At 71.0% G+C, this 24,386-nt stretch carries 18 protein-coding genes and 1 pseudogene; 16 read left to right on the forward strand and 3 right to left on the reverse strand.

What is annotated here, in order from left to right:
• Positions 1-72: 72 nt before the first annotated feature.
• The 5 genes from ACFY3J_RS09470 to serA all read left to right on the forward strand — a co-directional run bounded on the left by ACFY3J_RS09470 (position 73) and on the right by serA (position 8,827).
• Entirely contained in the window at positions 73-3,171 is a 3,099-nt protein-coding gene (locus ACFY3J_RS09470; RefSeq protein WP_390840706.1) for a putative bifunctional diguanylate cyclase/phosphodiesterase, read from the forward strand.
• A 242-nt stretch (positions 3,172-3,413) separates the two neighbouring features.
• Complete coding sequence (locus tag ACFY3J_RS09475) at positions 3,414-5,261, forward strand: acetolactate synthase large subunit (protein ID WP_384182396.1); 1,848 nt, start codon at positions 3,414-3,416, stop codon at positions 5,259-5,261.
• Between the two features lie 20 nt (positions 5,262-5,281).
• Positions 5,282-5,806 carry an acetolactate synthase small subunit gene (ilvN, locus tag ACFY3J_RS09480; protein WP_384182401.1) on the forward strand — a complete coding sequence of 175 codons (525 nt, stop codon included), beginning with the start codon at positions 5,282-5,284 and terminating at the stop codon, positions 5,804-5,806.
• Between the two features lie 118 nt (positions 5,807-5,924).
• Positions 5,925-6,923, forward strand: a complete 999-nt coding sequence (ilvC, locus tag ACFY3J_RS09485; RefSeq protein ID WP_384182404.1) for a ketol-acid reductoisomerase — start codon at positions 5,925-5,927, stop codon at positions 6,921-6,923.
• Positions 6,924-7,237: 314 nt separating this feature from the next.
• Entirely contained in the window at positions 7,238-8,827 is a 1,590-nt protein-coding gene (gene serA / locus ACFY3J_RS09490; protein ID WP_384182406.1) for a phosphoglycerate dehydrogenase, read from the forward strand.
• Positions 8,828-8,936: 109 nt separating this feature from the next.
• Here the strand turns inward: serA and ACFY3J_RS09495 are convergent, their stop codons facing one another.
• Positions 8,937-10,505, reverse strand: a complete 1,569-nt coding sequence (locus tag ACFY3J_RS09495) for an MFS transporter (protein ID WP_384182408.1) — start codon at positions 10,503-10,505, stop codon at positions 8,937-8,939.
• 97 nt (positions 10,506-10,602) lie between these two features.
• Between ACFY3J_RS09495 and ACFY3J_RS09500 the strand changes: the two genes are divergently transcribed.
• The gene (locus tag ACFY3J_RS09500) at positions 10,603-11,196 is read left to right on the forward strand and encodes a TetR/AcrR family transcriptional regulator (RefSeq protein WP_384182410.1); all 594 of its coding nucleotides are present in this window, start codon (positions 10,603-10,605) and stop codon (positions 11,194-11,196) included.
• A gap of 160 nt (positions 11,197-11,356) precedes the next feature.
• Here ACFY3J_RS09500 and ACFY3J_RS09505 read toward each other — a convergent pair whose 3' ends face one another.
• Positions 11,357-12,757, reverse strand: coding sequence for a PucR family transcriptional regulator (locus ACFY3J_RS09505; RefSeq protein ID WP_390840656.1), 1,401 nt, complete (start codon positions 12,755-12,757; stop codon positions 11,357-11,359).
• Between the two features lie 183 nt (positions 12,758-12,940).
• Between ACFY3J_RS09505 and ACFY3J_RS09510 the strand changes: the two genes are divergently transcribed.
• The 5 genes from ACFY3J_RS09510 (at position 12,941) to ACFY3J_RS09530 (ending at position 18,513) form a co-directional block, all read left to right on the forward strand.
• Complete coding sequence (locus tag ACFY3J_RS09510) at positions 12,941-13,867, forward strand: proline dehydrogenase family protein (protein WP_390840657.1); 927 nt, start codon at positions 12,941-12,943, stop codon at positions 13,865-13,867.
• 50 nt (positions 13,868-13,917) lie between these two features.
• Positions 13,918-15,558, forward strand: coding sequence for an L-glutamate gamma-semialdehyde dehydrogenase (pruA, locus tag ACFY3J_RS09515; RefSeq protein WP_390840658.1), 1,641 nt, complete (start codon positions 13,918-13,920; stop codon positions 15,556-15,558).
• Between the two features lie 361 nt (positions 15,559-15,919).
• A complete protein-coding gene (locus ACFY3J_RS09520) occupies positions 15,920-16,051 on the forward strand; it encodes a hypothetical protein (RefSeq protein ID WP_141358068.1) in 132 nt (43 codons plus the stop codon).
• A gap of 77 nt (positions 16,052-16,128) precedes the next feature.
• Positions 16,129-17,172 (forward strand): 3-isopropylmalate dehydrogenase, encoded by a 1,044-nt coding sequence (locus tag ACFY3J_RS09525; RefSeq protein ID WP_225079600.1) that lies wholly within the window; start codon positions 16,129-16,131, stop codon positions 17,170-17,172.
• 252 nt (positions 17,173-17,424) lie between these two features.
• A complete protein-coding gene (locus ACFY3J_RS09530) occupies positions 17,425-18,513 on the forward strand; it encodes a branched-chain amino acid aminotransferase (RefSeq protein WP_390840659.1) in 1,089 nt (362 codons plus the stop codon).
• 138 nt (positions 18,514-18,651) lie between these two features.
• On the opposite strand, the pseudogene ACFY3J_RS09535 reads toward ACFY3J_RS09530, so the two are convergent.
• A pseudogene (locus ACFY3J_RS09535) lies at positions 18,652-19,547 on the reverse strand (cytosine permease); the annotation flags it as partial.
• Positions 19,548-19,687: 140 nt separating this feature from the next.
• On the opposite strand from ACFY3J_RS09535, the gene ureA reads away from it, so the two are divergent.
• Genes ureA through ACFY3J_RS09560 form a run of 5 tightly spaced genes read left to right on the forward strand, consistent with a single transcriptional unit; the run spans position 19,688 to position 24,277 of the window.
• The gene (ureA, locus tag ACFY3J_RS09540; protein ID WP_390840660.1) at positions 19,688-20,371 is read left to right on the forward strand and encodes an urease subunit gamma; all 684 of its coding nucleotides are present in this window, start codon (positions 19,688-19,690) and stop codon (positions 20,369-20,371) included.
• Positions 20,368-22,056 carry an urease subunit alpha gene (locus ACFY3J_RS09545; protein ID WP_384182430.1) on the forward strand — a complete coding sequence of 563 codons (1,689 nt, stop codon included), beginning with the start codon at positions 20,368-20,370 and terminating at the stop codon, positions 22,054-22,056. Before ureA ends, ACFY3J_RS09545 begins: the two co-directional genes overlap by 4 nt.
• 29 nt (positions 22,057-22,085) lie before the next feature.
• Complete coding sequence (locus tag ACFY3J_RS09550) at positions 22,086-23,150, forward strand: agmatine/peptidylarginine deiminase (protein WP_390840662.1); 1,065 nt, start codon at positions 22,086-22,088, stop codon at positions 23,148-23,150.
• A 9-nt stretch (positions 23,151-23,159) separates the two neighbouring features.
• Positions 23,160-23,654 carry a hypothetical protein gene (locus ACFY3J_RS09555; RefSeq protein WP_384182436.1) on the forward strand — a complete coding sequence of 165 codons (495 nt, stop codon included), beginning with the start codon at positions 23,160-23,162 and terminating at the stop codon, positions 23,652-23,654.
• Positions 23,651-24,277: a TetR/AcrR family transcriptional regulator gene (locus ACFY3J_RS09560; protein ID WP_384182439.1), complete on the forward strand. Its 627-nt coding sequence runs from the start codon at positions 23,651-23,653 to the stop codon at positions 24,275-24,277. The genes ACFY3J_RS09555 and ACFY3J_RS09560 overlap by 4 nt, the downstream gene beginning before the upstream one ends.
• Positions 24,278-24,386: the final 109 nt, after the last annotated feature.

A 24,386-nucleotide genomic window follows, 5' to 3' on the forward strand; every position in this document is an offset into this window, starting at 1 on the left:
CCCGGCGCACCGGAAGCCGGGGGACCCGGTCGCACGGACCGGGAGGCCCCGGTGAGCCCGCCACCGCCCGCCATGACCGCGTTCGACGGCGCCCTGCGGACGCCGTCCGCGCCGGGGGCGCTGCTGCCCCGGCCGCCGGCCGCCGACGGCCGTTCGAGACTGGCGCCGCAGCTCCTACTGGCCCTGCTGTGCGCGGGGTACGCCATCGGTGCCGCGTGCGGCTGGGGTTCCAGCGAGGTCGCGTTGTTCATGGGCGACTTCGGGCTGAGCGCCGCGGCCGGCACCGCCGCCGTCTCGTGCGCGCTGTACGCCCGCGGCCGCCACGTCCGCTTTCGAACCGCCTGGCTGCTGTTCGCCCTCTCCTCGGCGATGGCGGCCCTGGGCAACTCGGTCTGGGGGTGGTACGAAGTCGTCCTCGGCGTGTCCGTGCCCAGTCCCAGCTACGCCGACCTTTTCTTCCTGTGCTTCGCACCACCGGCGATCGTCGGTCTGCTCGTGCTCGCCAAGCGGCCGGTGAACAGGGCCGGGTGGGTGTGCCTGGCACTGGACTCGTGGCTGATCGGGGGCTCGCTGCTCACGTTGTCCTGGAGCCTCGCACTCGCCCAGGCGGCCAGGTTCGACGGGTCGAGCGTCGCGCACACCGCGCTCTCGCTGGCGTACCCGCTGCTGGACATCGCCCTGGTCTCCATGGTGCTCGCGCTGCACTTCCGGTGTTCCTCGATCAACCGCACCGCGGTGAACACGGCGATCGGCGCGCTCGCCCTGACCGTGCTGTGCGACGCCCTGTTCACCTCGCCGCTGCTGCACAACAACTACCGCTCGGGGCAACTGCTCGACGCCGGCTGGTTCGCCGGCTCCCTGCTCCTGGCGTACGCCCCGTGGGCGGCGCCCCGCCCGGGGCAGCCGGCCGCCGAGCAGTACGACACGCACTCGTACCAGGCGGCGCCGTATCAGGCGGAGGGACACCAGTTGGACGGGCGTGAGCCGGACCCGCGCTCCGCCGACGGGCACGCGCGCGTGGCCGACGCCTACGGGCACATCCCCGAAGACCACGGCCGCGCGCTGGACGACCACGTGCCCGGGCGGCAGCCCGCCGTGCGCCCCGCGCGCGGCGGGCCACCCGCGCAGGGAGCGGACCACGACCGGTACCCATCCGGCCGGCCCCTCGCCGGCTCCCTCGCCGCCCTCACTCCGTACCTCGCCGCCGCCGTGTGCACGCTGGGGGTCCTGTACAACGCGCTCAACGGCCACAGCGTCGACCGCGTGGTGCTGATCACCGCCGGCGCCGTCGTGCTGGTGCTCGTCGTGCGCCAGGGCATCGTGCTGCGCGACAACATCGCGCTCACCCAGGAACTGGTTCAGAAGGAGAACCACTTCCGCTCCCTGGTGCAGGGATCCAGCGACGTCATCATGATCGCCGCACCCAACGGGATCCTGCGGTACGTCTCCCCGGCCGCCGCCGGGGTGTACGGGCGGCCGGCGGAGGAACTGGTCGGCACCGAACTGGCCGGGCTCATCCACCCGGAGGACCTGGGCTGCGTGGTGCACGAGGTGCGCCGCTTCCTGGTCGCCAGCCCGCGCCAGGAGCCCACTACGCGCATCGAGTGCCGCTTCCGCTCCGGCGACGGCGGTTGGCTCAACGTGGAGTCGACCATCAACCGCCACCACGGCGGCCTCATCTTCAACAGCAGGGACGTGACCGAGAGAGTGCGCCTGCAGGCGCAGCTCCAGCACAACGCCGAGCACGACCCGCTCACCGACCTGCCCAACCGGGCGCTGTTCACCAAACGCGTCCAGCAGGCCCTGTCCGGCCGCCGCTCGACCGACCACGGCACGGCCGTGCTCTTCATCGACCTCGACGGCTTCAAGGCCGTCAACGACACGATCGGGCACCAGGCCGGGGACGAGCTGCTCGTCCAGGCCGCCCGCAGACTCCAGGAGGCGGTACGGCACGGCGACACCGCGTCCAGACTCGGCGGCGACGAGTTCGCGGCCCTGATCGTCGGGGACGGCACCCGCGACCGCACCGCCCGTGAACGGCACATCCTGGAGCTCGCCGACCGCCTCAGGGTGACGCTGTCCGAGCCGTACCTCATCGACGGCAACGAGGTGCGCGTGGCTGCCTCCATCGGTGTGGCCTTCGCCGAACAGGGCCTCGGGGCCGGGGAGTTGCTGCGCAACGCCGACCTCGCCATGTACCGCGCCAAGGCGGCCGGCAAGGGCCGGGTGGAGCTGTACAAGCCGCAGATGCAGCAGGACGTCGTCCGCAAGGCGGAACTGGCCACCCGGCTCAGAAACGCCCTGCACGAGGGCGAGTTCACCCTGCTGCACCAGCCGGTGGTCCGCCTGGACGACGGCCGGATCACCTCGGTCGCCGCCCAGGCGCGCTGGCGGTCCTCGCAGGGCGTGCTCTTCACGCCCGCCGAGTTCCTGCGGGTGGCCGAGGACGGTGACAGGATGGCCGAACTGGGCCGCTGGCTGCTGGAGGAGGCCGTCGCGCAGGCCGCCGAGCGCGCCACGGCCGGCCCGAACGTGTCCGTGGCGGTCCGGATGGGCGCCCGCCGTCTGGTGGACCGCTCGCTGCCGCCCGGCTCCGTGGAGGCCCTGCTGACCCGGCACGGGCTGCCGTCCGGCGCCCTGGTGATCGAGCTGTCCGACACCGACCCGCGGGTGCCGCTGGACGAGCTGGAGCGGCGCCTGGCCGCGCTGCGGCGGCTCGGTGTGCGCATCGCGCTGGACGGCTTCGGCGGCGGCCACGGGGCCGTCACGGCCCTCCGAAGGCTCCCCGTCGACGTGCTGAAACTCGACCGCAGCCTGGTCGAGGGCGTCGTCGAGTCCGCCCGGCTGCACAAGATCACCAGTGGTCTGCTCCGGATCGCCGCCGATCTCGGGCTCCGGTCCGTGGCCGACGGCGTGGACCTGCCGGAGCAGGTCGTGGCCCTGCGCGCGATGGGCTGCACCCACGGGCAGGGCATGGCGTTCTCCGGCCCGCTGGACGAGTACCGGCTGCGCCGGGCGCTCACCTCCGGCCGCTACCCGGTGCCGCACGGTCCGGCCGAACCGGTGTTCGCCGGGGGAGGCGCCGGAGCCTACACCGCGGGGGTGCCCGTCGTCTTCGGAGGCGGGACGGCCCTCCGCTCACATGATGAGACTCCTGTCCCACCCACTTGACACCGGGTGCGTGCCGGAGGGAGGGTCATTTCCATGCGCACCCGAATTCTCGTACTTGGACAGCGCGTCGGCTGAGCTGGGACCCACCGGACGACGATCCGGAACCCAGCGACCTCACCGGCGCGCTTCCCCTCGCTTGCCTTACGGCACGAGGGGTTTTTTGTTGCACGAGTGCCAGGCGTGCAGCGTCCGAACTCCGCCCAAACCTCGCAAAAACCCTCAGCATCGAGAAGAGAATGCCGATGACCGAGCAGGCCACCGGGGCCCCTCATCCGCAGCCGCGGCCCCGATCCGGAGGACACCCGTCAGCGCCCGAGCACGTCACGGGTGCGAAGTCCCTCATTCGCTCGCTTGAGGAGGTCGGGGTCGACACCGTATTCGGCATTCCCGGCGGCACGATCCTTCCCGCGTACGACCCGATGATGGACTCCAGCCGGGTGCGCCACGTGCTCGTCCGTCACGAACAGGGTGCGGGCCACGCGGCCACCGGTTACGCGCAGGCGACCGGCAAGGTCGGCGTCTGCATGGCCACTTCGGGCCCCGGTGCCACCAACCTGGTGACGCCGATCGCCGACGCGAACATGGACTCGGTGCCGCTGGTCGCGATCACCGGCCAGGTCGTCTCCAAGGCGATCGGCACGGACGCCTTCCAGGAGGCGGACATCGTCGGCATCACGATGCCGATCACCAAGCACAGCTTCCTGGTCACCAAAGCCGAGGACATCCCGAAGACGATCGCAGAGGCGTTCCACATCGCCTCGACCGGTCGCCCCGGTCCAGTCCTCGTCGACATTCCGAAGGACGTGCTGCAGACGCAGACGACCTTCTCCTGGCCGCCGGTCATGGACCTGCCCGGCTACCGCCCGGTCACCAAGCCGCACGCCAAGCAGATCCGCGAGGCGGCCAAGCTCATCACCTCCGCGCGGCGGCCCGTGCTCTACGTCGGCGGCGGCGTCATCAAGGCCGGCGCCACCGCCGAGCTGAAGGTCCTCGCGGAACTCACCGGAGCGCCCGTCACCACCACCCTGATGGCGCTCGGCGCATTCCCCGACAGCCACCCGCTGCACGTGGGAATGCCGGGCATGCACGGTGCGGTCACCGCCGTCACCGCGCTGCAGAAGGCCGACCTGATCGTCGCCCTCGGAGCCCGCTTCGACGACCGCGTCACCGGCAAGCTGGACAGCTTCGCCCCGTACGCCAAGATCGTCCACGCCGACATCGACCCGGCCGAGATCGGCAAGAACCGCGCCGCCGACGTGCCCATCGTCGGCGACGCCCGCGAGGTCCTGGCCGACCTGATCCAGGCCGTCCAGAAGGAGCACAGCGAGGGGCACCGCGGGGACTACACCGCCTGGTGGAACGACCTCGCCCGCTGGCGCGAGACCTACCCGCTGGGCTACGAGCAGCCCGCGGACGGCTCGCTCTCCCCGCAGCAGGTCATCGAGCGCATCGGGCAGCTCGCCCCCGAGGGCACGATCTTCGCCGCGGGCGTCGGCCAGCACCAGATGTGGGCCGCGCACTTCGTCCAGTACGAGAAGCCCGCCACCTGGCTGAACTCCGGCGGCGCCGGAACCATGGGTTACGCCGTCCCGGCCGCGATGGGTGCCAAGGCCGGGCAGCCCCAGAAGACCGTCTGGGCGATCGACGGCGACGGCTGCTTCCAGATGACCAACCAGGAACTCACCACCTGCGCGCTGAACAACATCCCGATCAAGGTCGCCGTCATCAACAACGGCGCCCTCGGGATGGTCCGCCAGTGGCAGACCCTGTTCTACAACCAGCGGTACTCCAACACGGTGCTGCACTCCGGCCCCGACGACGTCAACCCGGAGGCCAGGGGCACCCGCGTCCCCGACTTCGTGAAGCTGTCGGAGGCCATGGGCTGCCACGCCATCCGCTGCGAGTCCCCGGAGGACCTCGACAAGGTCATCGAGGAGGCGAACTCCATCAACGACCGCCCGGTCGTCGTCGACTTCATCGTCCACGAGGACGCGATGGTCTGGCCCATGGTCGCGGCCGGCACCTCCAACGACGAGATCATGGCCGCCCGCGACGTCCGCCCCGACTTCGGCGACAGCGAAGACGACTGACAGAGAGCTGAGTGAGAACCATGTCCAAGCACACCCTCTCGGTCCTCGTCGAGAACACGCCCGGCATCCTCGCCCGGATCGCCGCCCTGTTCTCGCGCCGCGGCTTCAACATCGACTCCCTCGCGGTCGGCGTCACCGAGCACCCCGACATCTCCCGCATCACCATCGTGGTCAGCGTGGAGGACTTCCCGCTGGAGCAGGTGACCAAGCAGCTCAACAAGCTGGTCAACGTGCTGAAGATCGTCGAGCTGGAGCCGTCGCAGGCCGTGCAGCGCGAACTCGTCCTCGTGAAGGTGCGCGCCGACAACGAGACGCGCTCCCAGATCGTCGAGATCGTCCAGCTGTTCCGCGCCAAGACCGTCGACGTCTCCCCGGAGGCGGTGACCATCGAGGCCACCGGTTCCAGCGACAAGCTCTCGGCCATGCTCAGGATGCTGGAGCCGTTCGGCATCAAGGAGCTGGTCCAGTCCGGAACGATCGCGATCGGGCGCGGCGCCCGCTCGATCACCGACCGGTCGCTGCGCGCCCTGGACCGCTCCGCATGATCCGGGTCCGGGCGGTCGGGTGACACCGGCCGCCCGGATACCGAGACTCCGAGACCTACCGTCCCCCCACCGGCATACGGTGGGAAGCACAAACTGCACACCAAGGAGAGAACCCAAAGTGGCCGAGCTGTTCTACGACGCTGACGCCGACCTGTCCATCATCCAGGGCCGCAAGGTCGCGGTCATCGGCTACGGCAGCCAGGGCCACGCCCACGCCCTGTCGCTGCGCGACTCCGGTGTCGACGTCCGGGTCGGTCTGCACGAGGGCTCCAACTCCAAGGCCAAGGCCGAGGAGCAGGGCCTGCGCGTGGTCACCCCGGCGGAGGCCGCCGCGGAGGCCGACGTCATCATGATCCTGGTGCCGGACCCGATCCAGGCCCAGGTCTACGAGGAGTCCATCGCCCCGAACCTGAAGGACGGCGACGCGCTGTTCTTCGGCCACGGCCTCAACATCCGCTTCGGCTTCATCAAGCCCCCGGCCGGTGTGGACGTCTGCATGGTCGCCCCGAAGGGCCCGGGCCACCTGGTGCGCCGCCAGTACGAGGAGGGCCGCGGCGTTCCCTGCATCGTCGCCGTCGAGCAGGACGCCTCGGGCAACGCCTTCGCGCTGGCCCTGTCCTACGCCAAGGGCATCGGCGGCACCCGCGCCGGCGTCATCAAGACGACCTTCACCGAGGAGACCGAGACCGACCTGTTCGGTGAGCAGGCCGTCCTGTGCGGTGGCACCGCGGCGCTGGTGAAGGCCGGCTTCGAGACCCTGGTCGAGGCGGGCTACCAGCCGGAGATCGCCTACTTCGAGTGCCTGCACGAGCTGAAGCTGATCGTCGACCTGATGTACGAGGGCGGCCTGGAGAAGATGCGCTGGTCGATCTCCGAGACCGCCGAGTGGGGCGACTACGTCACCGGCCCGCGCATCATCACCGACGCCACCAAGGCCGAGATGAAGAAGGTCCTCGCCGAGATCCAGGACGGCTCCTTCGCGCGCACCTGGATGGACGAGTACCACGGCGGTCTGAAGAAGTACAACGAGTACAAGAAGCAGGACTCCGAGCACCTGCTGGAGACCACCGGCAAGGAGCTGCGCAAGCTGATGAGCTGGGTGAACGAGGAGGCGTGAGCCTCGTGCCGAAGGGGCCGGAGCGGTACCGCTCCGGCCCCTTCGGCACCCTCGGCGACGCCGCGGCCCGCGGCCGGTTCCCGGTGTTGTCCTGCCCGTCCAGCCACGGACGGGTGATCCTTCCGCGGTGGCGCAATACGATGCACGCGGCGCCATTACACTTCTGAACTACAACGCGTCAGGCCCACAGCGTCGTGCGTCTTCCACGCGGCTAGCCCCCTCCTCCGCCTGCGGCCGTCGGGACACGGCCGTCCGCATGCTCCCCCCTAGCTTTTCAAGGCATGGGAGGTGCCCCCAGATCTGTGAGGACTCACGTGAGCTCGAAACCCGTCGTACTCATTGCTGAAGAGCTGTCGCCCGCGACCGTCGACGCGCTCGGCCCGGACTTCGAGATCCGGCACTGCAACGGCGCCGACCGGGCCGAACTGCTCCCCGCCATCGCCGACGTGGACGCGATCCTGATCCGCTCGGCGACCAAGGTCGACGCCGAGGCCGTCGCCGCGGCGAACAAGCTCAAGGTCGTCGCACGAGCCGGCGTCGGCCTCGACAACGTCGACGTCTCCGCCGCCACCAAGGCCGGCGTGATGGTCGTCAACGCCCCGACCTCCAACATCGTGACCGCCGCCGAGCTGGCCTGCGGTCTGCTCCTCGCCACCGCCCGCAACATCCCGCAGGCCAACGCCGCGTTGAAGAACAGCGAGTGGAAGCGCAGCAAGTACACCGGCGTGGAACTCGCCGAGAAGACCCTCGGTGTCGTCGGCCTCGGCCGCATCGGCGCCCTGGTCGCCCAGCGCATGTCGGCCTTCGGCATGAAGGTCGTCGCCTACGACCCGTACGTGCAGCCCGCGCGGGCCGCGCAGATGGGCGTCAAGGTACTGACGCTGGACGAGCTGCTGGAGGTCTCCGACTTCATCACCGTGCACCTGCCCAAGACGCCCGAGACCCTCGGCCTGATCGGCGAGGAGGCGCTGCACAAGGTCAAGCCGAGCGTGCGCATCGTCAACGCCGCGCGCGGCGGGATCGTCGACGAGGAGGCGCTGTACTCGGCCCTCAAGGAAGGCCGCGTGGCGGGCGCCGGTCTGGACGTGTACGCCAAGGAGCCGTGCACGGACTCGCCGCTGTTCGAGTTCGACCAGGTCGTGTGCACCCCGCACCTGGGCGCCTCCACCGACGAGGCCCAGGAGAAGGCCGGCATCGCCGTCGCCAGGTCCGTCCGCCTCGCCCTCGCCGGTGAGCTCGTCCCGGACGCGGTGAACGTCCAGGGCGGCGTCATCGCCCAGGACGTCAAGCCGGGCCTGCCGCTCGCCGAGCGCCTCGGCCGTATCTTCACCGCGCTCGCGGGCGAGGTCGCGGTCCGCCTCGACGTCGAGGTGTACGGCGAGATCACCCAGCACGACGTGAAGGTGCTGGAACTCTCCGCGCTCAAGGGCGTCTTCGAGGACGTCGTCGACGAGACGGTGTCCTACGTCAACGCGCCGCTGTTCGCCCAGGAGCGGGGCGTCGAGGTGCGCCTGACCACCAGCTCGGAGTCGGCCGACCACCGCAACGTCGTCACCGTGCGCGGCACGCTCGCGGACGGCGAGGAGGTCTCCGTCTCCGGCACGCTGGCCGGCCCCAAGCACCTCCAGAAGATCGTCGCGGTCGGTGAGTACGACGTCGACCTCGCGCTCGCCGACCACATGGTCGTCCTGCGCTACGAGGACCGCCCCGGCGTCGTCGGCACCGTCGGCCGCGTCATCGGCGAGGCCGGCATCAACATCGCCGGTATGCAGGTCGCCCGCGCGGTCGCGGGCGGCGAGGCGCTGGCGGTGCTGACGGTCGACGACACGGTGCCCTCCGGGGTGCTCGCGGAGGTTGCCGAGGAGATCGGGGCTACGTCGGCCCGTTCGGTGAACCTGGTCTGAGGTCACCGTCCTGGGGGCTGCGCCCCCAGGACGCCGCTTCGGCCTGAACGGCCTCGTCCACAAAGACGCCGGACGCGCTCCTGGAGCCCGTCCGGCGTTTTCTGTGTTCTCAGGCCGCGGCCTGCGACGGCTCCGTCTCCGTGATCGGCGCTGCTGTCTCCCTGACGTCGATCCGGCGCAGTGTCGTCGCCGCACCGGCCGCCGCGAGGAGCAGGACCGCCGTCGCGGTGAGCGCCGCGCCGTGCATTCCGCTGGTGAAGGCTTCCCGGGCGGCGGTGGCCAGGGCGTCTCCCGCGCGCCCCGGCACCTGCCGGGCGACGGCCAGCGCGCCACCCAGGGTCTCGTGCGCCGCTGCCGGGGCGGAGGACGGGATGCCATGGCGGTAGACCGCCGTGCCGATCGAGCCGAGGACCGCCATGCCCAGGGCGCCGCCGAACTCCGCGCCGGTCTCCAGCAGCGAGGAGGCCGCGCCCGCCTTCTCCACCGGGGCCGCGCTCAGGGCCAGGTCGGTCATCTGGGACAGCACCGTCACGATGCCGGAGGCGAGGACGCCGCTCGCGGCCAGCAGCAGCCAGAGCGAGTCCGTGCCGGCCAGGGCCAGCATGCCGTAGCCAGCCGCGGCGATCACGAAGCCCGCCGTCACGACGTAGGCCCGGTTGACGCCCTTCTGGACCAGCGCGGCGGCCGTCGGAGCGGCCATCCCGATCGGCACGGACGGCAGCAGCGCCCACAGGGCCGCCTCCATCGCGCTCTTGCCGAGCACCGACTGGAGGTACTGCGTGGTGAAGAACGCCGAGCCCAACATCGCGAAGGACGAGACGAGGTTGAGGACCACCGCGGGTGCGAAGCCCCGGCCGCGGAACAGGACCGGCGAGATCATCGGCGAGGCCGCCGTGCGCTGGCGGCGGACGAAGAGCACGGCGAAGAGCAGGCCGACGGCGACGGAGACGACGTACAGCGGGTGCGCGCCCTCGGACGGGATCTTCTTCAGGCCGTAGATCACGGGGAGCACCGCCGCCATGGACAGCGGCACGCTCAGCAGGTCGAAGCGGCCCGGCTCGGAGCTCTTCGACTCGGGGAGCATGAACGGGCCGAGCGCCAGGAGCAGCACCATCGCGGGCAGGTTGACCAGGAACACCGAGCCCCACCAGAAGAACTGGACCAGCACGCCGCTCAGCACGGATCCGAGCGCGATCCCGGCGGTCATCACGCCGGACCAGACACCGATGGCCTTTGCGCGCTGGGCGGGGTCGGTGAACATCGTGCGGACCAGTGCCATCGTGGACGGCATCAGGGTCGCCCCGCCGATGCCGAGGACCGCGCGGGCGGCGATCAGGGTCTCGGCGCTGTCCGCGTACGCCGCCACCAGCGAGGCGGCTCCGAAGGCGGCGGCGCCGATCAGCAGCAGCTTGCGGCGGCCGATGCGGTCGCCGAGCGAGCCCATCGTCATCAGCAGGCCGGCCAGGACGAAGGCGTAGATGTCGAAGACCCACAGCTGCTGGGTGCCGCTCGGCTCCAGGTCCGCGCTGATCGCCGGGATCGCGAAGTACAGGACCGAGACGTCCATCGAGACCAGCAGCAGCGGCAGCATCAGCACGCCGAGAGCGGTCCATTCGCGCCGCCCGGCACGCGGTGGGTTCGCGGGCGGGCTCGTGGTGGTGCTCGTCGAGTTCGTCATGCCCCGTACTGTACGAGCGTATTAAACGCTTGTCTAGAACGTTTGTATAAGTCACTTGTCTAGGACGGTTGTATGAATCGCGGGTAGGGTGGCGGGCATGGGACACCGTGAGGATCTGCTCGAGGGCGCCAAGCGCTGCCTGCTGCAGAAGGGGTTCGTGCGCACGACCGCGCGCGACATCGTCAAGGAGTCGGGGACCAACCTCGCCTCGATCGGGTACCACTACGGCTCGAAGGACGCGTTGCTGGTCCAGGCGTACGTCTCCCTCATCGAGGAAATGGGGGACCGCTTCGAACCCGGCTGGGGAGCGGGCGGCACGACGCAGGCGCCGCCCGGCTCACTCGAGCGCTTCCGGGAGGTGTGGGCGAACATCATCCGGTCGATGCCCGAGTCGCGGGCGGTCTGGCTGATCAGCTTCGAACTCATCCTCCAGGGCGACCGGCTTCCCGAGGTGCGCAAGATGCTGGTGGAGGCGCAGTCGCAGGGCCGCTCGGGACTGCTGCCCCTGTTCAACGGCCTCCCCGAAGCCGAGCAGAGCGAGGAGGTCGTCGACACCGAGGGCCGCCTCTACCAGACCCTCCTCCAGGGCCTGATGGTCCAGTGGCTCTTCGACCCCGACTCCGCGACCGACGCCGACCAGCTCACCGAGGGGCTGCGCCGGGTGATCGCGGGGACCGAGCGGGACGCCTAGTGCTGTGACCGGAAAGGTTCACCGGCTCGCGACGCCCGGCACGTCACCTCGCCGCGTTGTCGCATCACCCGAGTACATCCAGTACGCGGGTCATGCTCCGCCTTGCGATGCACCGCACCGGACGCCGCGAGCTTCCCGGCAAACCTTTCCGGTCACAGCACTAGAGCCGCGCCGCCTTCAGCGCCATGTGCAGCAGCAGCCGGTCCTCGCCGTCGTCCAGGTCGAGGCCCGTCAGCTGCTCCACGCGGGACAGGCGGTAGTACAGGGTCTGGCGGTGGATGCCCAGCTCGGCGGCGGTGCGCCCGGCCTGGCCCGCGCAGTCGAGGTAGACCTCGGCGGTGCGGGCCAGCTCCCGGTGGGCGGGGGAGAGCAGTCCGTGCAGGGCGGGGTCGTGCGCGGCCTCCGGCGGCAGCCCGGTGAGCAGCCGGTACGGTCCGATGGCCGCCCACCGCGCGACCGGCCCCAGCCGCGGCTCCGCCAGCGCGGCCCGCGCCGCCGCCGAGGCCTCCGCCCACGCGGTCCCCAGCTCGTCGAGCCCCGTCCGCGCCGCGGCGATCCCCGCGGCCACCCCGCCGCCACCCGCGGTGGACCGGCCCGGGCCGCCGTCCCGTCCGGTCGTCCCGTCCTGGGCGGAGGCTCCTCCGGTCCCGGCTCCGGTGCGGCCCACGCCGCCTTCGGGGCCTGCCGCCCGGCCGGTTGCGGCGCCGCCGCCTCCGGCTCCGCCGTGTGCGCTCCCCGCGGCGGTGCGGCCCGAGCCGCCGGCCCCCGACGCACCCGCCCGCTCCAGCAGGCGGGTAGCCGCCGACACCGCCGGTGTCAGGGTGTCCGTGGAGCGCAGGCCGACCAGGAGTACCAGGCTCTGACCGGTCTCCCGCACTGCCTTGAGGGCGTGGGAGGTACCCCCACCCCAGGGGATCACGCACAGGGCCCTGGCACCCGGCAGGGTGCGCACCGAAGGGGCGTCGTCCGGGTCCGCCGACGGCCAGGGGGCCACGCACACCACCGTGTGCGGTCCGTCCGCGCGGGCCCCGAGGGCCGTCCTCAGCTCCGCCACCGCCATGTCCCGCGGCCAGCCCGGCTCGGCGGTCAGCACCGCCCGCAGCTCCCGGGTGAGGTCCGCGCCGTGCTGGGCCTCGTCCGCCAGCAGCGCACCGATCCGCCCGGTCACCAGCATGGCCGCGGCCAGCTGCCGATCGGTGGGCCCGGGGTCGTAGTCCAGGAGCCAGACGTAGCCGAGGACGACACCCCGATGGCGGGCCGGAAGGCAGATCCGTCCCCGGTACACGCCCGCCTCCGGGGTCCGCGGGATCCGCACCGGACCGGTCGCCCGGGTGATGCCGAAGCCCTCGAACCAGTGGCGGACGGCCGCCGTGGAGCGGCGGGTCAGGATCGAGCGGGTGCGCACCGGGTCCAGGGCGGACGGATCCAGGTCGCCCTCGCTGTCGTAGGCGCCGAAGGCGATCAGCTCGAAGTTCCGGTTCTCCAGGGTGGCCGGCGCGCCGAGCAGCTCCGAGATCTCGTCGACCAGCTCCTGGTAGTCACCCTTGTAACTGGATGTCACTCGGGCATTCTCCCGCATTTCCGCATGGCCTTCATACGTCTGTCTGAGATCACGTGCGCGGATGCGTGACAGCTGTCGATGGCCGACGATCTGAGGAAACCTTTACTTTCACGGTGGTTCTCCGTGCCGCCCCCGAACCGTCGGGCTGCGGCCTTGTGTTGCTTGTTCGTGTGGAGGTGCCCCGTGCTGGGTCCCGTGATTCTCGCCGCGTCGCGCAGCGACCGGATGCGACGCCTGATCTCGGCGGCCCCGGGGACGAAGCAGGTCGTCGACCGCTTCATCCCGGGCGAGACCGTGGGCGACATCGTCCCGATCATCGAGGACCTCACCGGCAGGGGCCTGGAACTGACCATGGACGTGGTCGGTGAGGACATCACCACTCCCGAGCAGGCGGCCGCCGCGCGGGACGCGTACCTGGGGCTGATCGACCGGATCAAGGACCTGGAGCTCGGCCCGAAGGTCGAGATGTCCGTGAAGCTGTCCATGTTCGGCCAGGCCCTGGAGCACGGCCACGAGCTGGCGCTGAAGAACGTCCGCCCGGTCGTCGAGGCCGCCGCCGCCATCGGCACGACGGTCACCCTGGACGCCGAGGACCACACCACCCTCGACTCGATGTTCGCCATCCACGAGGAACTGCGGAAGGACTTCCCGCAGACCGGCTGCGTCATCCAGGCCTACCTCTTCCGCACCGAGGCCGACGCCCGCCGCCTCGCCGCGAACGGCAGCCGGGTCCGCCTGGTGAAGGGCGCCTACAAGGAGCCCGCCGAGGTCGCCTACCAGAACAAGCACGAGATCGACAAGGCGTACGTCCGCATCCTGCGCGTGCTGATGCAGGGCGACGGATACCCGATGATCGGCTCCCACGACCCGCGCCTGATCTCGATCGGGCAGGAACTGGCCCGCACCGCCGGCCGCAAGCTCGGCGAGTACGAGTTCCAGATGCTGTACGGCATCCGCGGCGACGAGCACCTGCGCCTGGCCGCCGAGGGTCACCGCATGCGCGTCTACACCGCCTTCGGCACCGACTGGTACGGCTACTTCATGCGCCGCCTCGCGGAGAAGCCGGCCAACCTGCGCTTCTTCCTCCGCTCGATGGTCAGCAAGGGCTGAGCCTCCGCACCCCGCTCGCAACACCGCTCAAGTCAAGGAGTTCGGATCCCATGGACGCTGTGACCCAGGTCCCCACGCCCGTCAACGAGCCGGTGCACGGCTACGCCCCCGGCTCGCCCGAGCGCGCCCGCCTGGAGGCCAAGCTCAAGGAGCTGGCCGAGAACCCGATCGACCTGCCCTGCACCATCGACGGTGCCAAGCGCATGGGCGGGGGCGAGTCCTTCGAGGTCGTCCAGCCGCACAACCACAAGGCCGTCATCGGCACCTACCGCAACGCCACGAAGGTCGACGCGCAGGACGCCATCGACGCCGCTCTCGCCGCGGCCCCGGCCTGGCGCGCGATGTCCTTCGACGACCGTGCCGCGATCATCCTGCGCGCCGCCGAGCTGCTGTCCGGCCCGTGGCGCGAGACGATCGCCGCCTCCACGATGCTCGGTCAGTCCAAGACCGCGCAGCAGGCCGAGATCGACAGCCCCTGCGAGCTGGTGGACTTCTGGCGCTTCAACGTCCACTACGCCCGCCAGATCCTCGCCGAGCAGCCCCCGGCCAACTCCCCGGGCGTGTGGAACCGCATGGACCACCGTCCGCTGGAGGGCTTCGTCTACGCGATCACGCCGTTCAACTTCTCGGCGATCGCGGCCAACCTGCCCACCGCGCCGGCCCTCATGGGCAACGTGGTGATCTGGAAGCCGTCCCCGACCCAGACGCACGCCGCCGTGCTGCTCATGAAGCTGCTGGAGGAGGCGGGCCTGCCCAAGGGCGTCATCAACCTCCTCACCGGTGACGGCATCGAGGTCTCCGAGGTCGCACTGAACCACCGCGACCTGGCCGGCATCCACTTCACCGGTTCGACCAAGACCTTCCAGTACCTGTGGAAGACGGTCGGCAACAACATCGAGAAGTACCGCGCCTACCCGCGCCTGGTCGGCGAGACCGGCGGCAAGGACTTCGTGGTGGCCCACCCGTCGGCCGACCGCGCGGTGCTGAAGACCGCGCTGACCCGCGGTGCCTTCGAGTACCAGGGCCAGAAGTGCAGCGCCACCTCCCGCGCCTACATCCCGGCGTCGATCTGGAACTCCGGCTTCAAGGAGGAGTTCGCCTCCGAGGTCGACTCCCTGACCATGGGTGACGTCACCGACCTGTCGCACTTCATCGGCGCGGTCATCGACGACCGCTCCTTCGCGAAGAACAAGGCGGCGATCGACCGGGCCCAGGAGGACCCGTCCTGCACGATCGTCGCGGGCGGCACCTACGACGACTCGGTCGGCTACTTCGTCCGCCCGACCGTCATCGAGTGCACCGACCCGGAGAACGAGGTCTTCACGACCGAGTACTTCGGCCCGATCCTCGCGGTCCACGTGTACGACGACAGCTCGGCCGACGCCTACGACGAGATGCTGACCCAGATGGAGTCGGTGTCGGACTACGCCCTGACCGGCTCGGTCATCGCCGGCGACCGCGCCGCCGCGGCGCACACGATGGAGAAGCTGCGCTACGCGGCCGGCAACTTCTACATCAACGACAAGTCGACCGGCGCCGTGGTCGGCCAGCAGCCCTTCGGCGGCGGCCGCGCCTCCGGCACCAACGACAAGGCCGGCGCCCCGCAGAACCTGATGCGCTGGACCCTGACCCGCGCCATCAAGGAGACCCTGGTCGCGCCGACCGACTACACCTACCCGCACATGGGCTGACGCCCGCGCGGCACCCCCTGAACCCCGCCCCCGCTCCGGAAGCACCCCTCCGGACCGGGGGCGGAGCCATTTGGGACAGAGGAAAAACCCAGGTCAGGGGGGTGTGACCCAATCCTCCGTCTCAGATAGTAGGAAGTCCGAGTAATTGTGGAGACAGACGCCCGGTCCTCACTTAGCTTGGTAGGAGCCGAGCGTCTCGCTTGATCCAGCGAATGGCGGTCGTGAGCCGGGCCCGTGCAGGTCACCCCCTGCGGCAGGCTTTCCGCCCCTTCCGGGGGCGCCGCCCACGCCCATTAGGCAGTGGGGGAGTCTCGTCAGTCTTCTTTTCCGTACTCCGTGCTGCTCGAAGGAGTCGATTCCCATGCCCGAGACGACCGTCCGCCGCCGCGTCCGCCACATCCCGCGCACCAGCGAGTCCGACCGCAAGAACGCCGCCGCCGCCCTCCAGCGCGCCCTCGACCGCCGCGACAACGGCGGCCAGACGGGTCACTGAGGTCCGGGAGTCCCCCCGGGGTGTCCGGATCGCGGACGCTCCATGTCAGCTCATGGGACGAGGAGTAGGGTGCCCGCATGTCTCGCAGCATCGATCTCGCAGTGATCCCCGGTGACGGAATCGGCCAGGAAGTCGTGGCCGAGGGCCTGAAGGTCCTGTCCGCCGCCCTACCGCAGGATGTGAAGCTGGAGACCAAGGAGTACGACTTCGGCGCCCGGCGCTACCACGCCACCGGGGAGACCCTCACCGACGCCGACCTGGAGCAGCTGGGGCGGCACGACGCCATCCTGCTCGGCGCCATCGGCGACCCGTCGGTGCCCTCCGGCGTCCTGGAGCGCGGCTTCCTGCTCAAGCTCCGCTTCGCCTTCGACCACCATGTCAACCTGCGCCCGAGCAAGCTCCTGCCCGGAGTCGCCACCCCGCTCGCGGGCGACCCGCAGATCGACTTCGTCGTCGTCCGTGAGGGCACCGAGGGCCCGTACACGGGCAACGGCGGCACCATCCGCAAGGGCACCGAGCACGAGGTCGCCACCGAGGTCTCCGTCAACACGGCCTTCGGTGTCGAGCGCGTGGTCCGCGACGCCTTCGCCCGCGCCCAGGCCCGTCCGCGCAAGAAGCTCACGCTGGTCCACAAGAACAACGTGCTGACCTTCGCGGGCCACCTGTGGACGAACATCTTCAACAAGGTGGCCGAGGAGTACCCCGAGGTCACCACGGAGTACATCCACGTCGACGCGGCCACCATCTACCTGGTGACCCAGCCCGAGCGGTTCGACGTCATCGTCACCGACAACCTCTTCGGCGACATCATCACCGACCTCGCCGCGGCCGTCTCCGGCGGCATCGGCGTCGCCGCCTCCGGCAACATCAACCCGGGCGGCGAGTTCCCGTCCATGTTCGAGCCGGTCCACGGCTCGGCCCCGGACATCGCAGGTCAGGGCAAGGCCGACCCCACCGCCACGGTCCTGTCCGTCGCCCTGCTGCTGCGCCACCTCGGCTACGAGTCCGAGGCGACCCGGATCGAGGACGCCGTCTCCGCCGACCTCGCGGAGCGCGGCGCGCTGCCCGCGCGCTCCACCGCCGAGATCGGCGACGCGCTCCGCGTACGAGTAGCGGGCTGACCCGGCCGCCGCTCGAAAACTTCGAAGCCGTCGGGTCGCATCCGCGCCCGGCGGCTTCCCCCTGTCCGCCGCCGGGTGCCACCATCAGTCCCTGGGCCGCATTCACCCCGTTTTCTTCCGCCGTCGGCTCCGCGCGATAATCGAACGCGGAGCCGCGGTATGAGGGAATGCTCGGACGTCCCAGCACAGGCCATCCGGCCGTACGGGCGTGAGCGCGGCCTGTCACAACAACTCGGTGAAGGACACTCACTCATGACGACGCCCACGATCGAGCTCAAGCCTTCGGCCAACCCGCTCTCCGACGCGGAGCGGGAGGCGATCCTGACCAACCCCGGATTCGGCCGCCACTTCACCGACCACATGGTGACGATCAGGTGGACGGAGGGCCGGGGCTGGCACGACGGCCAGCTCGTTCCGTACGCGCCGATCTCCCTCGACCCCGCCACGCACGTCCTGCACTACGCGCAGGAGATCTTCGAAGGCCTGAAGGCCTACCGCCAGCCCGACGGCTCGGTCGCCACGTTCCGCCCGGAGAAGAACGCCAAGCGCTTCCAGGCGTCCTCCCGCCGCCTGGCCATGCCCGAGCTGCCCGTCGAGACGTTCATCGAAGCCTGCGACGTCCTGGTCCGGCAGGACAAGGCATGGGTCCCGGCGCACGGCGGCGAGGAGTCCCTGTACCTGCGCCCGTTCATGATCGCCACCGAGGTCGGGCTGGGCGTCAAGCCCGCCAACGAGTACCTGTTCCTCGTGATCGCCTCCCCGGCCGGCGCGTACTTCCCGGGCGGCGTGAAGCCGGTCTCCATCTGGGCCTCCGAGGACCGCGTCCGCGCCGTCCCCGGTGGCATGGGCGACGCCAAGACGGGCGGCAACTACGCGGCCTCCCTGCTCGCCCAGGCCGAGGCCGCCGCCGAGGGCTGCGACCAGGTCTGCTACCTCGACGCCGTGGAGCACAAGTGGGTCGAGGAACTCGGCGGCATGAACCTGTACTTCGTGTACGGCGACAAGATCGTCACCCCGTCCTTGAGCGGTTCGATCCTGGAGGGCGTCACCCGTGACTCGCTGCTGCAGGTCGCCCGCGACCTCGGCTACGAGTCCGAGGAGGCCCGCGTCTCCATCGACCAGTGGCAGCGCGACTCCGAGAACGGCACGCTGACGGAGGTCTTCGCCTGCGGCACGGCCGCCGTCATCACCCCCGTCGGCACCGTCAAGCGCGCGGGCGCCGAGTGGAAGCAGTCGGGCGGCGAGCCCGGCGAGGTCACGATGAAGCTGCGCCGGGCCCTGCTGGACGTCCAGCGCGGCGTCACCGAGGACAAGCACGGCTGGATGCACGCGCTGGCGTAGGCGCCTGCCCGGCCCTTCGCCTCACCGGCCGTCTCCCGCTCCCCTTCTCCCGTTCCCCGTCCGCCGTTCGCTAGCTTCGCGAACCGGCGGGCGGGGAACGGCCGTTGGTGGTGTGCTTCCCGGTCTCTTCCGACAGGGCCCAGTGCTGCGACCGGAAAGCAGCGGGATCAGGTGCCAGGTGGGGGAGGCGTCCACCAGCGGCCCGGCGTGGTCGAGGGCGGCGCGGGCGCCGAAGGCCGTGAAGGTGCCGAACAACTGAGGGACCAGCAGGCCGAGGATCAGGCCCAGCCAGGTGGCGTGCAGCACCCGGCGGGAGGAGTACCGGGTGGGGGAGATGTAACGGGTGCAGTCGCCGAGGAGGGTGATGAAGGAGATCGGACCGGACAGTCCCGCGGCCACCGTCGAGAGGAACCACGTCGGCCAGAAGCCGCCCAGAAGACAGCCGCCGGCCTCCGGCAGCGCGGCCGTGGTGAAGTGCGGGGCGTAGGCGATCACGCCGAGGATCAGCAGGGCGGTCATCCGATCGCGAGCACACGGGACATGGCGTGCAGCACCCGGTAGCCGTACACCGCGCCCGTGACGGTCGCCGCGGCGAGCAGGGTGTGGACGACGCCGTACGAGGCCGCGCTCGGCGTCAGACCGAACAGCCGGTGCAGGACGGAGACCATCACGTCGCCGCCGATCCACACGGTCAGGGCGGTGTAGCCGAGGGCGAGCAGCAGCCCGACCACCGAGCCGACCAGCCGGCCGCGCACGCCGAACTGGGCGCCGGACGAGGTCGACAGGTTGGTGCCGGTGCGCAGGGAGACCAGCGCCAGCGCCAGCGGGGCCGTGAACAGCGCGCCGACAGCCGTGCCCACCACGATCGAGCTGACCGAGGCCCACCAGCCGAGCCCGAACGACGGCGGCAGCCAGCCGAAGATGATCACGCCGAGACACAGATTGGACCCCAGCAGGATCGACACCAGATCGCGCGGACCACTGGTCCGTTCCTCCTCGGGGATGGTGTCGACTCCGCGCTGTTCCATCGGCATGGCAGGTCCCCTTCGACGGCCGCCTGAGAGTTAGAGCGATGTTCAATGTGACGGTCGAATCGCTCACGTCAACGGTTCCTTTCTTCGAATTTCACGTTTAGAGTGTTGTTCTAATTTGGCGATCAAGGAGGTGCCACGGCGTGAGACTGACACCCACCGAGCGCGACCGGCTGCTGCTGTTCACCGCCGCCGAACTGGCCCGCGCCCGCAGGGCCCGCGGCCTGAGGCTCAACGTGCCGGAGGCCACCGCCCTGATCGCCGACACGGTGTGCGAGGCAGCCCGCGACGGCGCCCGGCTCGCCGAGGCGATCGAGCGTGCCCGCACGGTGCTCGGCCCGGACGACGTCCTGCCCGGAGTGGCGGACGTGGTCACCGAGGTCCACGTCGAGGCCGTCTTCGACGACGGCTCACGGCTCGCGGTGGTCTCCGACCCGATCGCGGGGAGCGGGCTGGGGGGGATGGGTCCGGGCGCGCTGCTGCCGGGACCGGAGCACGCCGAGCCGGAGGCGGCCGTACGGCTCACGGTCACCAACACCGCGTCCGTGCCGGTCTCCGTGACCTCGCACTTCCACTTCTTCGAGGCCAACCCGCGTCTCGACTTCCCGCGCGAGCGGGGCTACGGCATGCGGCTCGCGGTGCCCGCCGGATCGTCGGTGCGGTTCGGGCCGGGGGAGAGTGTCGAGGTCGGCCTCGTGCCGATCGGCGGCGAGCGGATCGCGATCGGCTTCGCCGGCCTCGTCGACGGGCCCCTGGACGCGCCGGGAGCAAAGGAAGAGGCCCTGCGCCGGGCCGCCGCCTGCGGATACCTGGGAGCCGACCGATGAGCATCGACCCGTACGCGTACGCGGCCACCCACGGCCCGCGGGCCGGCGACCGCGTCCGCCTCGGCGACTCCGGGCTGGTGGTCCGGATCGAGTCCGACGCGCAGGAGTACGGCGACGAGTTCCTCGCCGGCTTCGGCAAGACGGCCCGGGACGGACTGCACCTCAAGGCGGCGGCGGTCCGCGAGACCTGCGACGTGGTGATCAGCAACGTCGTCGTCATCGACGCCGTGCAGGGCATCCGCAAGGTCTCCATAGGAATCCGCGAGGGCCGGATCCACTCCATCGGGCGGGCCGGGAACCCCGACACCCTCGACGGCGTCGACGTGGTCGTCGGCACCGGCACCACGATCGTGTCCGGCGAGGGGCTGATCGCCACCGCCGGCGCCGTCGACACCCATGTGCACCTGCTGTCGCCGCGCATCATGGAGGCCTCGCTCGCCTCCGGCGTGACCACCATCATCGGCCAGGAGTTCGGGCCGGTGTGGGGCGTGGGCGTCAACTCGCCGTGGGCGCTGCGGCACGCGTTCGGCGCCTTCGACGCCTGGCCGGTCAACATCGGCTTCCTGGGCCGCGGTTCGTCCTCGCACCCGGCCCCGCTGGTCGAGGCGCTGGCCGAGGGCGGGGCCCTGGGCTTCAAGGTGCACGAGGACATGGGCGCCCACACTCGCGCCCTCGACACCGCCCTGCGGGTCGCCGAGGAGCACGACGTGCAAGTCGCCCTGCACAGCGACGGACTGAACGAGTGCCTGTCGGTCGAGGACACCCTGCGTGTCCTGGAGGGCCGCACGATCCACGCCTTCCACATCGAGGGCTGCGGCGGCGGACACGTCCCCAACGTGCTGAAGATGGCCGGGGTCCCGAACGTCATCGGCTCCTCCACCAACCCCACCCTGCCCTTCGGCCGGGACGCGGTCGCCGAGCACTACGGCATGATCGTCTCCGTCCACGACCTCAAGACCGACCTGCCCGGCGACGCCGCCATGGCCCGCGACCGCATCCGCGCCGGGACCATGGGCGCGGAGGACGTGCTGCACGACCTGGGCGCGATCGGCATCACCTCCTCCGACGCCCAGGGCATGGGCCGGGCCGGCGAGACCGTGCGCCGCACCTTCGCCATGGCCGGGAAGATGAAGGCCGAGCTGGGCCCGGTCGACGGGGACGGTCCGGACGACGACAACGCGCGCGTCCTGCGCTACATCGCCAAGCTGACGATCAACCCAGCCATCGCGCACGGCCTCTCCCACGAGGTCGGCTCGATCGAGACCGGCAAGCTGGCCGACATCGTGCTGTGGCGCCCCGAGTTCTTCGGCGCCAAGCCGCAACTCGTCCTCAAGTCGGGCTTCCCCGCGTACGGCGTGGTGGGCGACCCCAACGCGGCCACCGACACCTGCGAACCCTTGGTGCTGGGCCCGCAGTTCGGCGCGCACGGCGCCACCCCGGCCGAGATCTCGGTCGCGTTCGTCTCCCAGGCCGCCGTGGACCAGGGCCACGACACGATGCCCACCCGGCGGCGCCGGGTCGCCGTGCGCGGCACCCGCGGTATCGGCCCCGCCGACCTGCGCCTGAACTCCCGTACCGGATCCGTCGACGTCGACCAGCGCACCGGCCTGGTCACCCTGGACGGCGACCCGATCCGCTCCGAGCCCGCCGACTCGGTCTCCCTCAACCGCCTGTACTTCCTGTGACCTCCGTGACCTCTGCGAGGACCCCCGACATGAACACCCCCGCCGCCGACGGCTTCCGCATGCCCGCCGAGTGGGCGCCGCACGAGCGCACCTGGATGGCGTGGCCGGGTCCCAACCCGACCTTCGACACCCCCGACGACGTCGCCGCCTCCCGTGCCGCCTGGGCCTCGGTGGCCCGTGCCGTGAGCCGCTTCGAACCGGTGACGGTGGTCTGCGGCCCCGGCCAGTCGGCCGAGGCCCGCACCCTCCTGGGCGACGGCGTCGACACCGTCGAACGCGATCTGGACGACGCCTGGATGCGCGACATCGGCCCCACCTTCCTGACCAACGACACGGGTGAACTCGCCTCCGTCGACTGGACGTTCAACGGCTGGGGGGCCCAGGACTGGGCCCGCTGGGAGCACGACGCGAAGATCGCCGCGTATGTCTCGGACCTCGCGGGCGCGAAGACGTACGCCTCCCCGCTCGTCAACGAGGGCGGCGGGATCCACGTCGACGGCGAGGGCACGGTCCTGCTGACCGAGACCGTGCAGCTCGGCCCCGAGCGCAACCCGCACTGGACGAAGGAGCAGGTCGAGGCGGAGATCCACGCCCACCTCGGCACCCGCAAGGCGATCTGGCTGCCGCGCGGCCTGACCGGCGACTACCCTCCCTACGGCTACGGCACCCTCGGCCATGTCGACATCGTGGCCGCCTTCGCCCGCCCCGGTGTCGTCGTCGCCCACCACCAGCCGGACCCGGCCCACCCCGACCACGAGGTCACCAAGGAGGTCATCGGCATCCTGAAGTCGGCCACCGACGCCGACGGCCGCCCCCTGGAGGTCGTCGAAGTCCCCGCCCCCACCGTCCTGGAGGCCGACGGGCACTGGGCCGACTACTCCTACATCAACCACTACCTCTGCAACGGCGGCGTCGTCCTGTGCGCCTTCGACGACCCGCGCGACGAGCAGGCGGCCGGCATCTTCCGCCGGCTCTTCCCCGACCGCACGGTGACCCCGGTCGACGCCCGCGCCATCTTCGCCGGCGGCGGAGGCATCCACTGCATCACCCAGCAGCAGCCCAGGACGGTCGTCAGGCAGCGGGCAGTCAGGTAGAACGTACGAGTGAACGTACTGGTCCGCGCAGCCTGCGCCCGCCACCGCACCGAACCGCTGCGTCCGCTGCCCGAACTGCCGCCCCGCCCGGAGCACGACGGCCGGAGGAACCCGGACGGCTCGCGGCACGCCCCGCCGACCGTGCCGCCGGGCACGTACGCCGTGGACCCCGAGCAGTGCGGGGCGCCGTTCGTGCCGCACCCGGACCCGGAGTGGGCGGGGGCCGCCGTCCCCGGCGTGTGCGTGGCGGACCCCGACGGCCCGGGATTCCTGATGCCGGCCGGGCCGCGCGACACCCTGGTGGTCGGCCCCGAGGACACGGCCGGTTTCCTGTCGTACAAACCCGCCTGCCAGGACCACGGGTGCCGCGGGGCCACCGGCCAGGAGGGCCCGAACCAGGTGTGCGGCGGGGGCGGAGCGGTGGTGGCGACGCTGTTCGGCGAGTGCTACGGCCCCTACGAGACCCACGTCCTGCCCGACGCCGTACGGACGGTCCCCGCATGAGCACCGCCCCGGCGCCCCGCAGACGTACCCCCGCGCCGCCGCGTGAGGAGGTGCTCGCCGCCGCCATGGAGATGATCGCCGAGCGCGGTCTGGAGCAGCTCACCATGGCGGCGCTCGGCCGCGAGGTCGGGATGAGCAGCGGCCATCTGCTGTACTACTTCCGCTCCAAGGACGAACTGCTGCTGCAGACGCTGGAGTGGAGCGAGAGCCGGCTCGGCGCCGAGCGCGGCCGGCTGCTCACCCGTGCCGCCCCGGTCCGCGAACGCCTCGACGCCTACGTCGACCTGTACGTGCCGGACGGTCACCGCGACCCGCACTGGACGCTGTGGCTGGAGGTCTGGAACCGCTCGCTGAACGCCGGCGAGGACGCCCGCGACCGGCAGGCCGCCATCGAGGGCGCCTGGCACCGGGACCTGGCCGCGCTGGTCGCCGAGGGCGTCTCGCGCGGCGAGTTCCAGCCGGTCGACGCGGACCGCTTCGCGGCCCGGCTGCGCGCCCTCCTCGACGGCTTCTCCATCCACGTCGCGATCGGGCTGCGCGGCACCGACCGGGCCCAAGTCATGTGCCACGTACGGGAGTTCCTCGATGACGCACTGAACCGGCCGGGGCTCACGGACGCCTGATCAGCCGTCCGGGTTGTACGTAAACCGGCGCATTGCCGCGAACCGGCCGGTGCGTTTGAATCCGGGGAGTCCTCGGCGCGGGACCGGGGACCGGGGGACCGGGTTCGGG

Origin of the sequence: Streptomyces sp. NPDC001231 (genome assembly GCF_042896885.1) — a bacterium.
Taxonomy (GTDB): Bacteria; Actinomycetota; Actinomycetes; order Streptomycetales; family Streptomycetaceae; genus Streptomyces.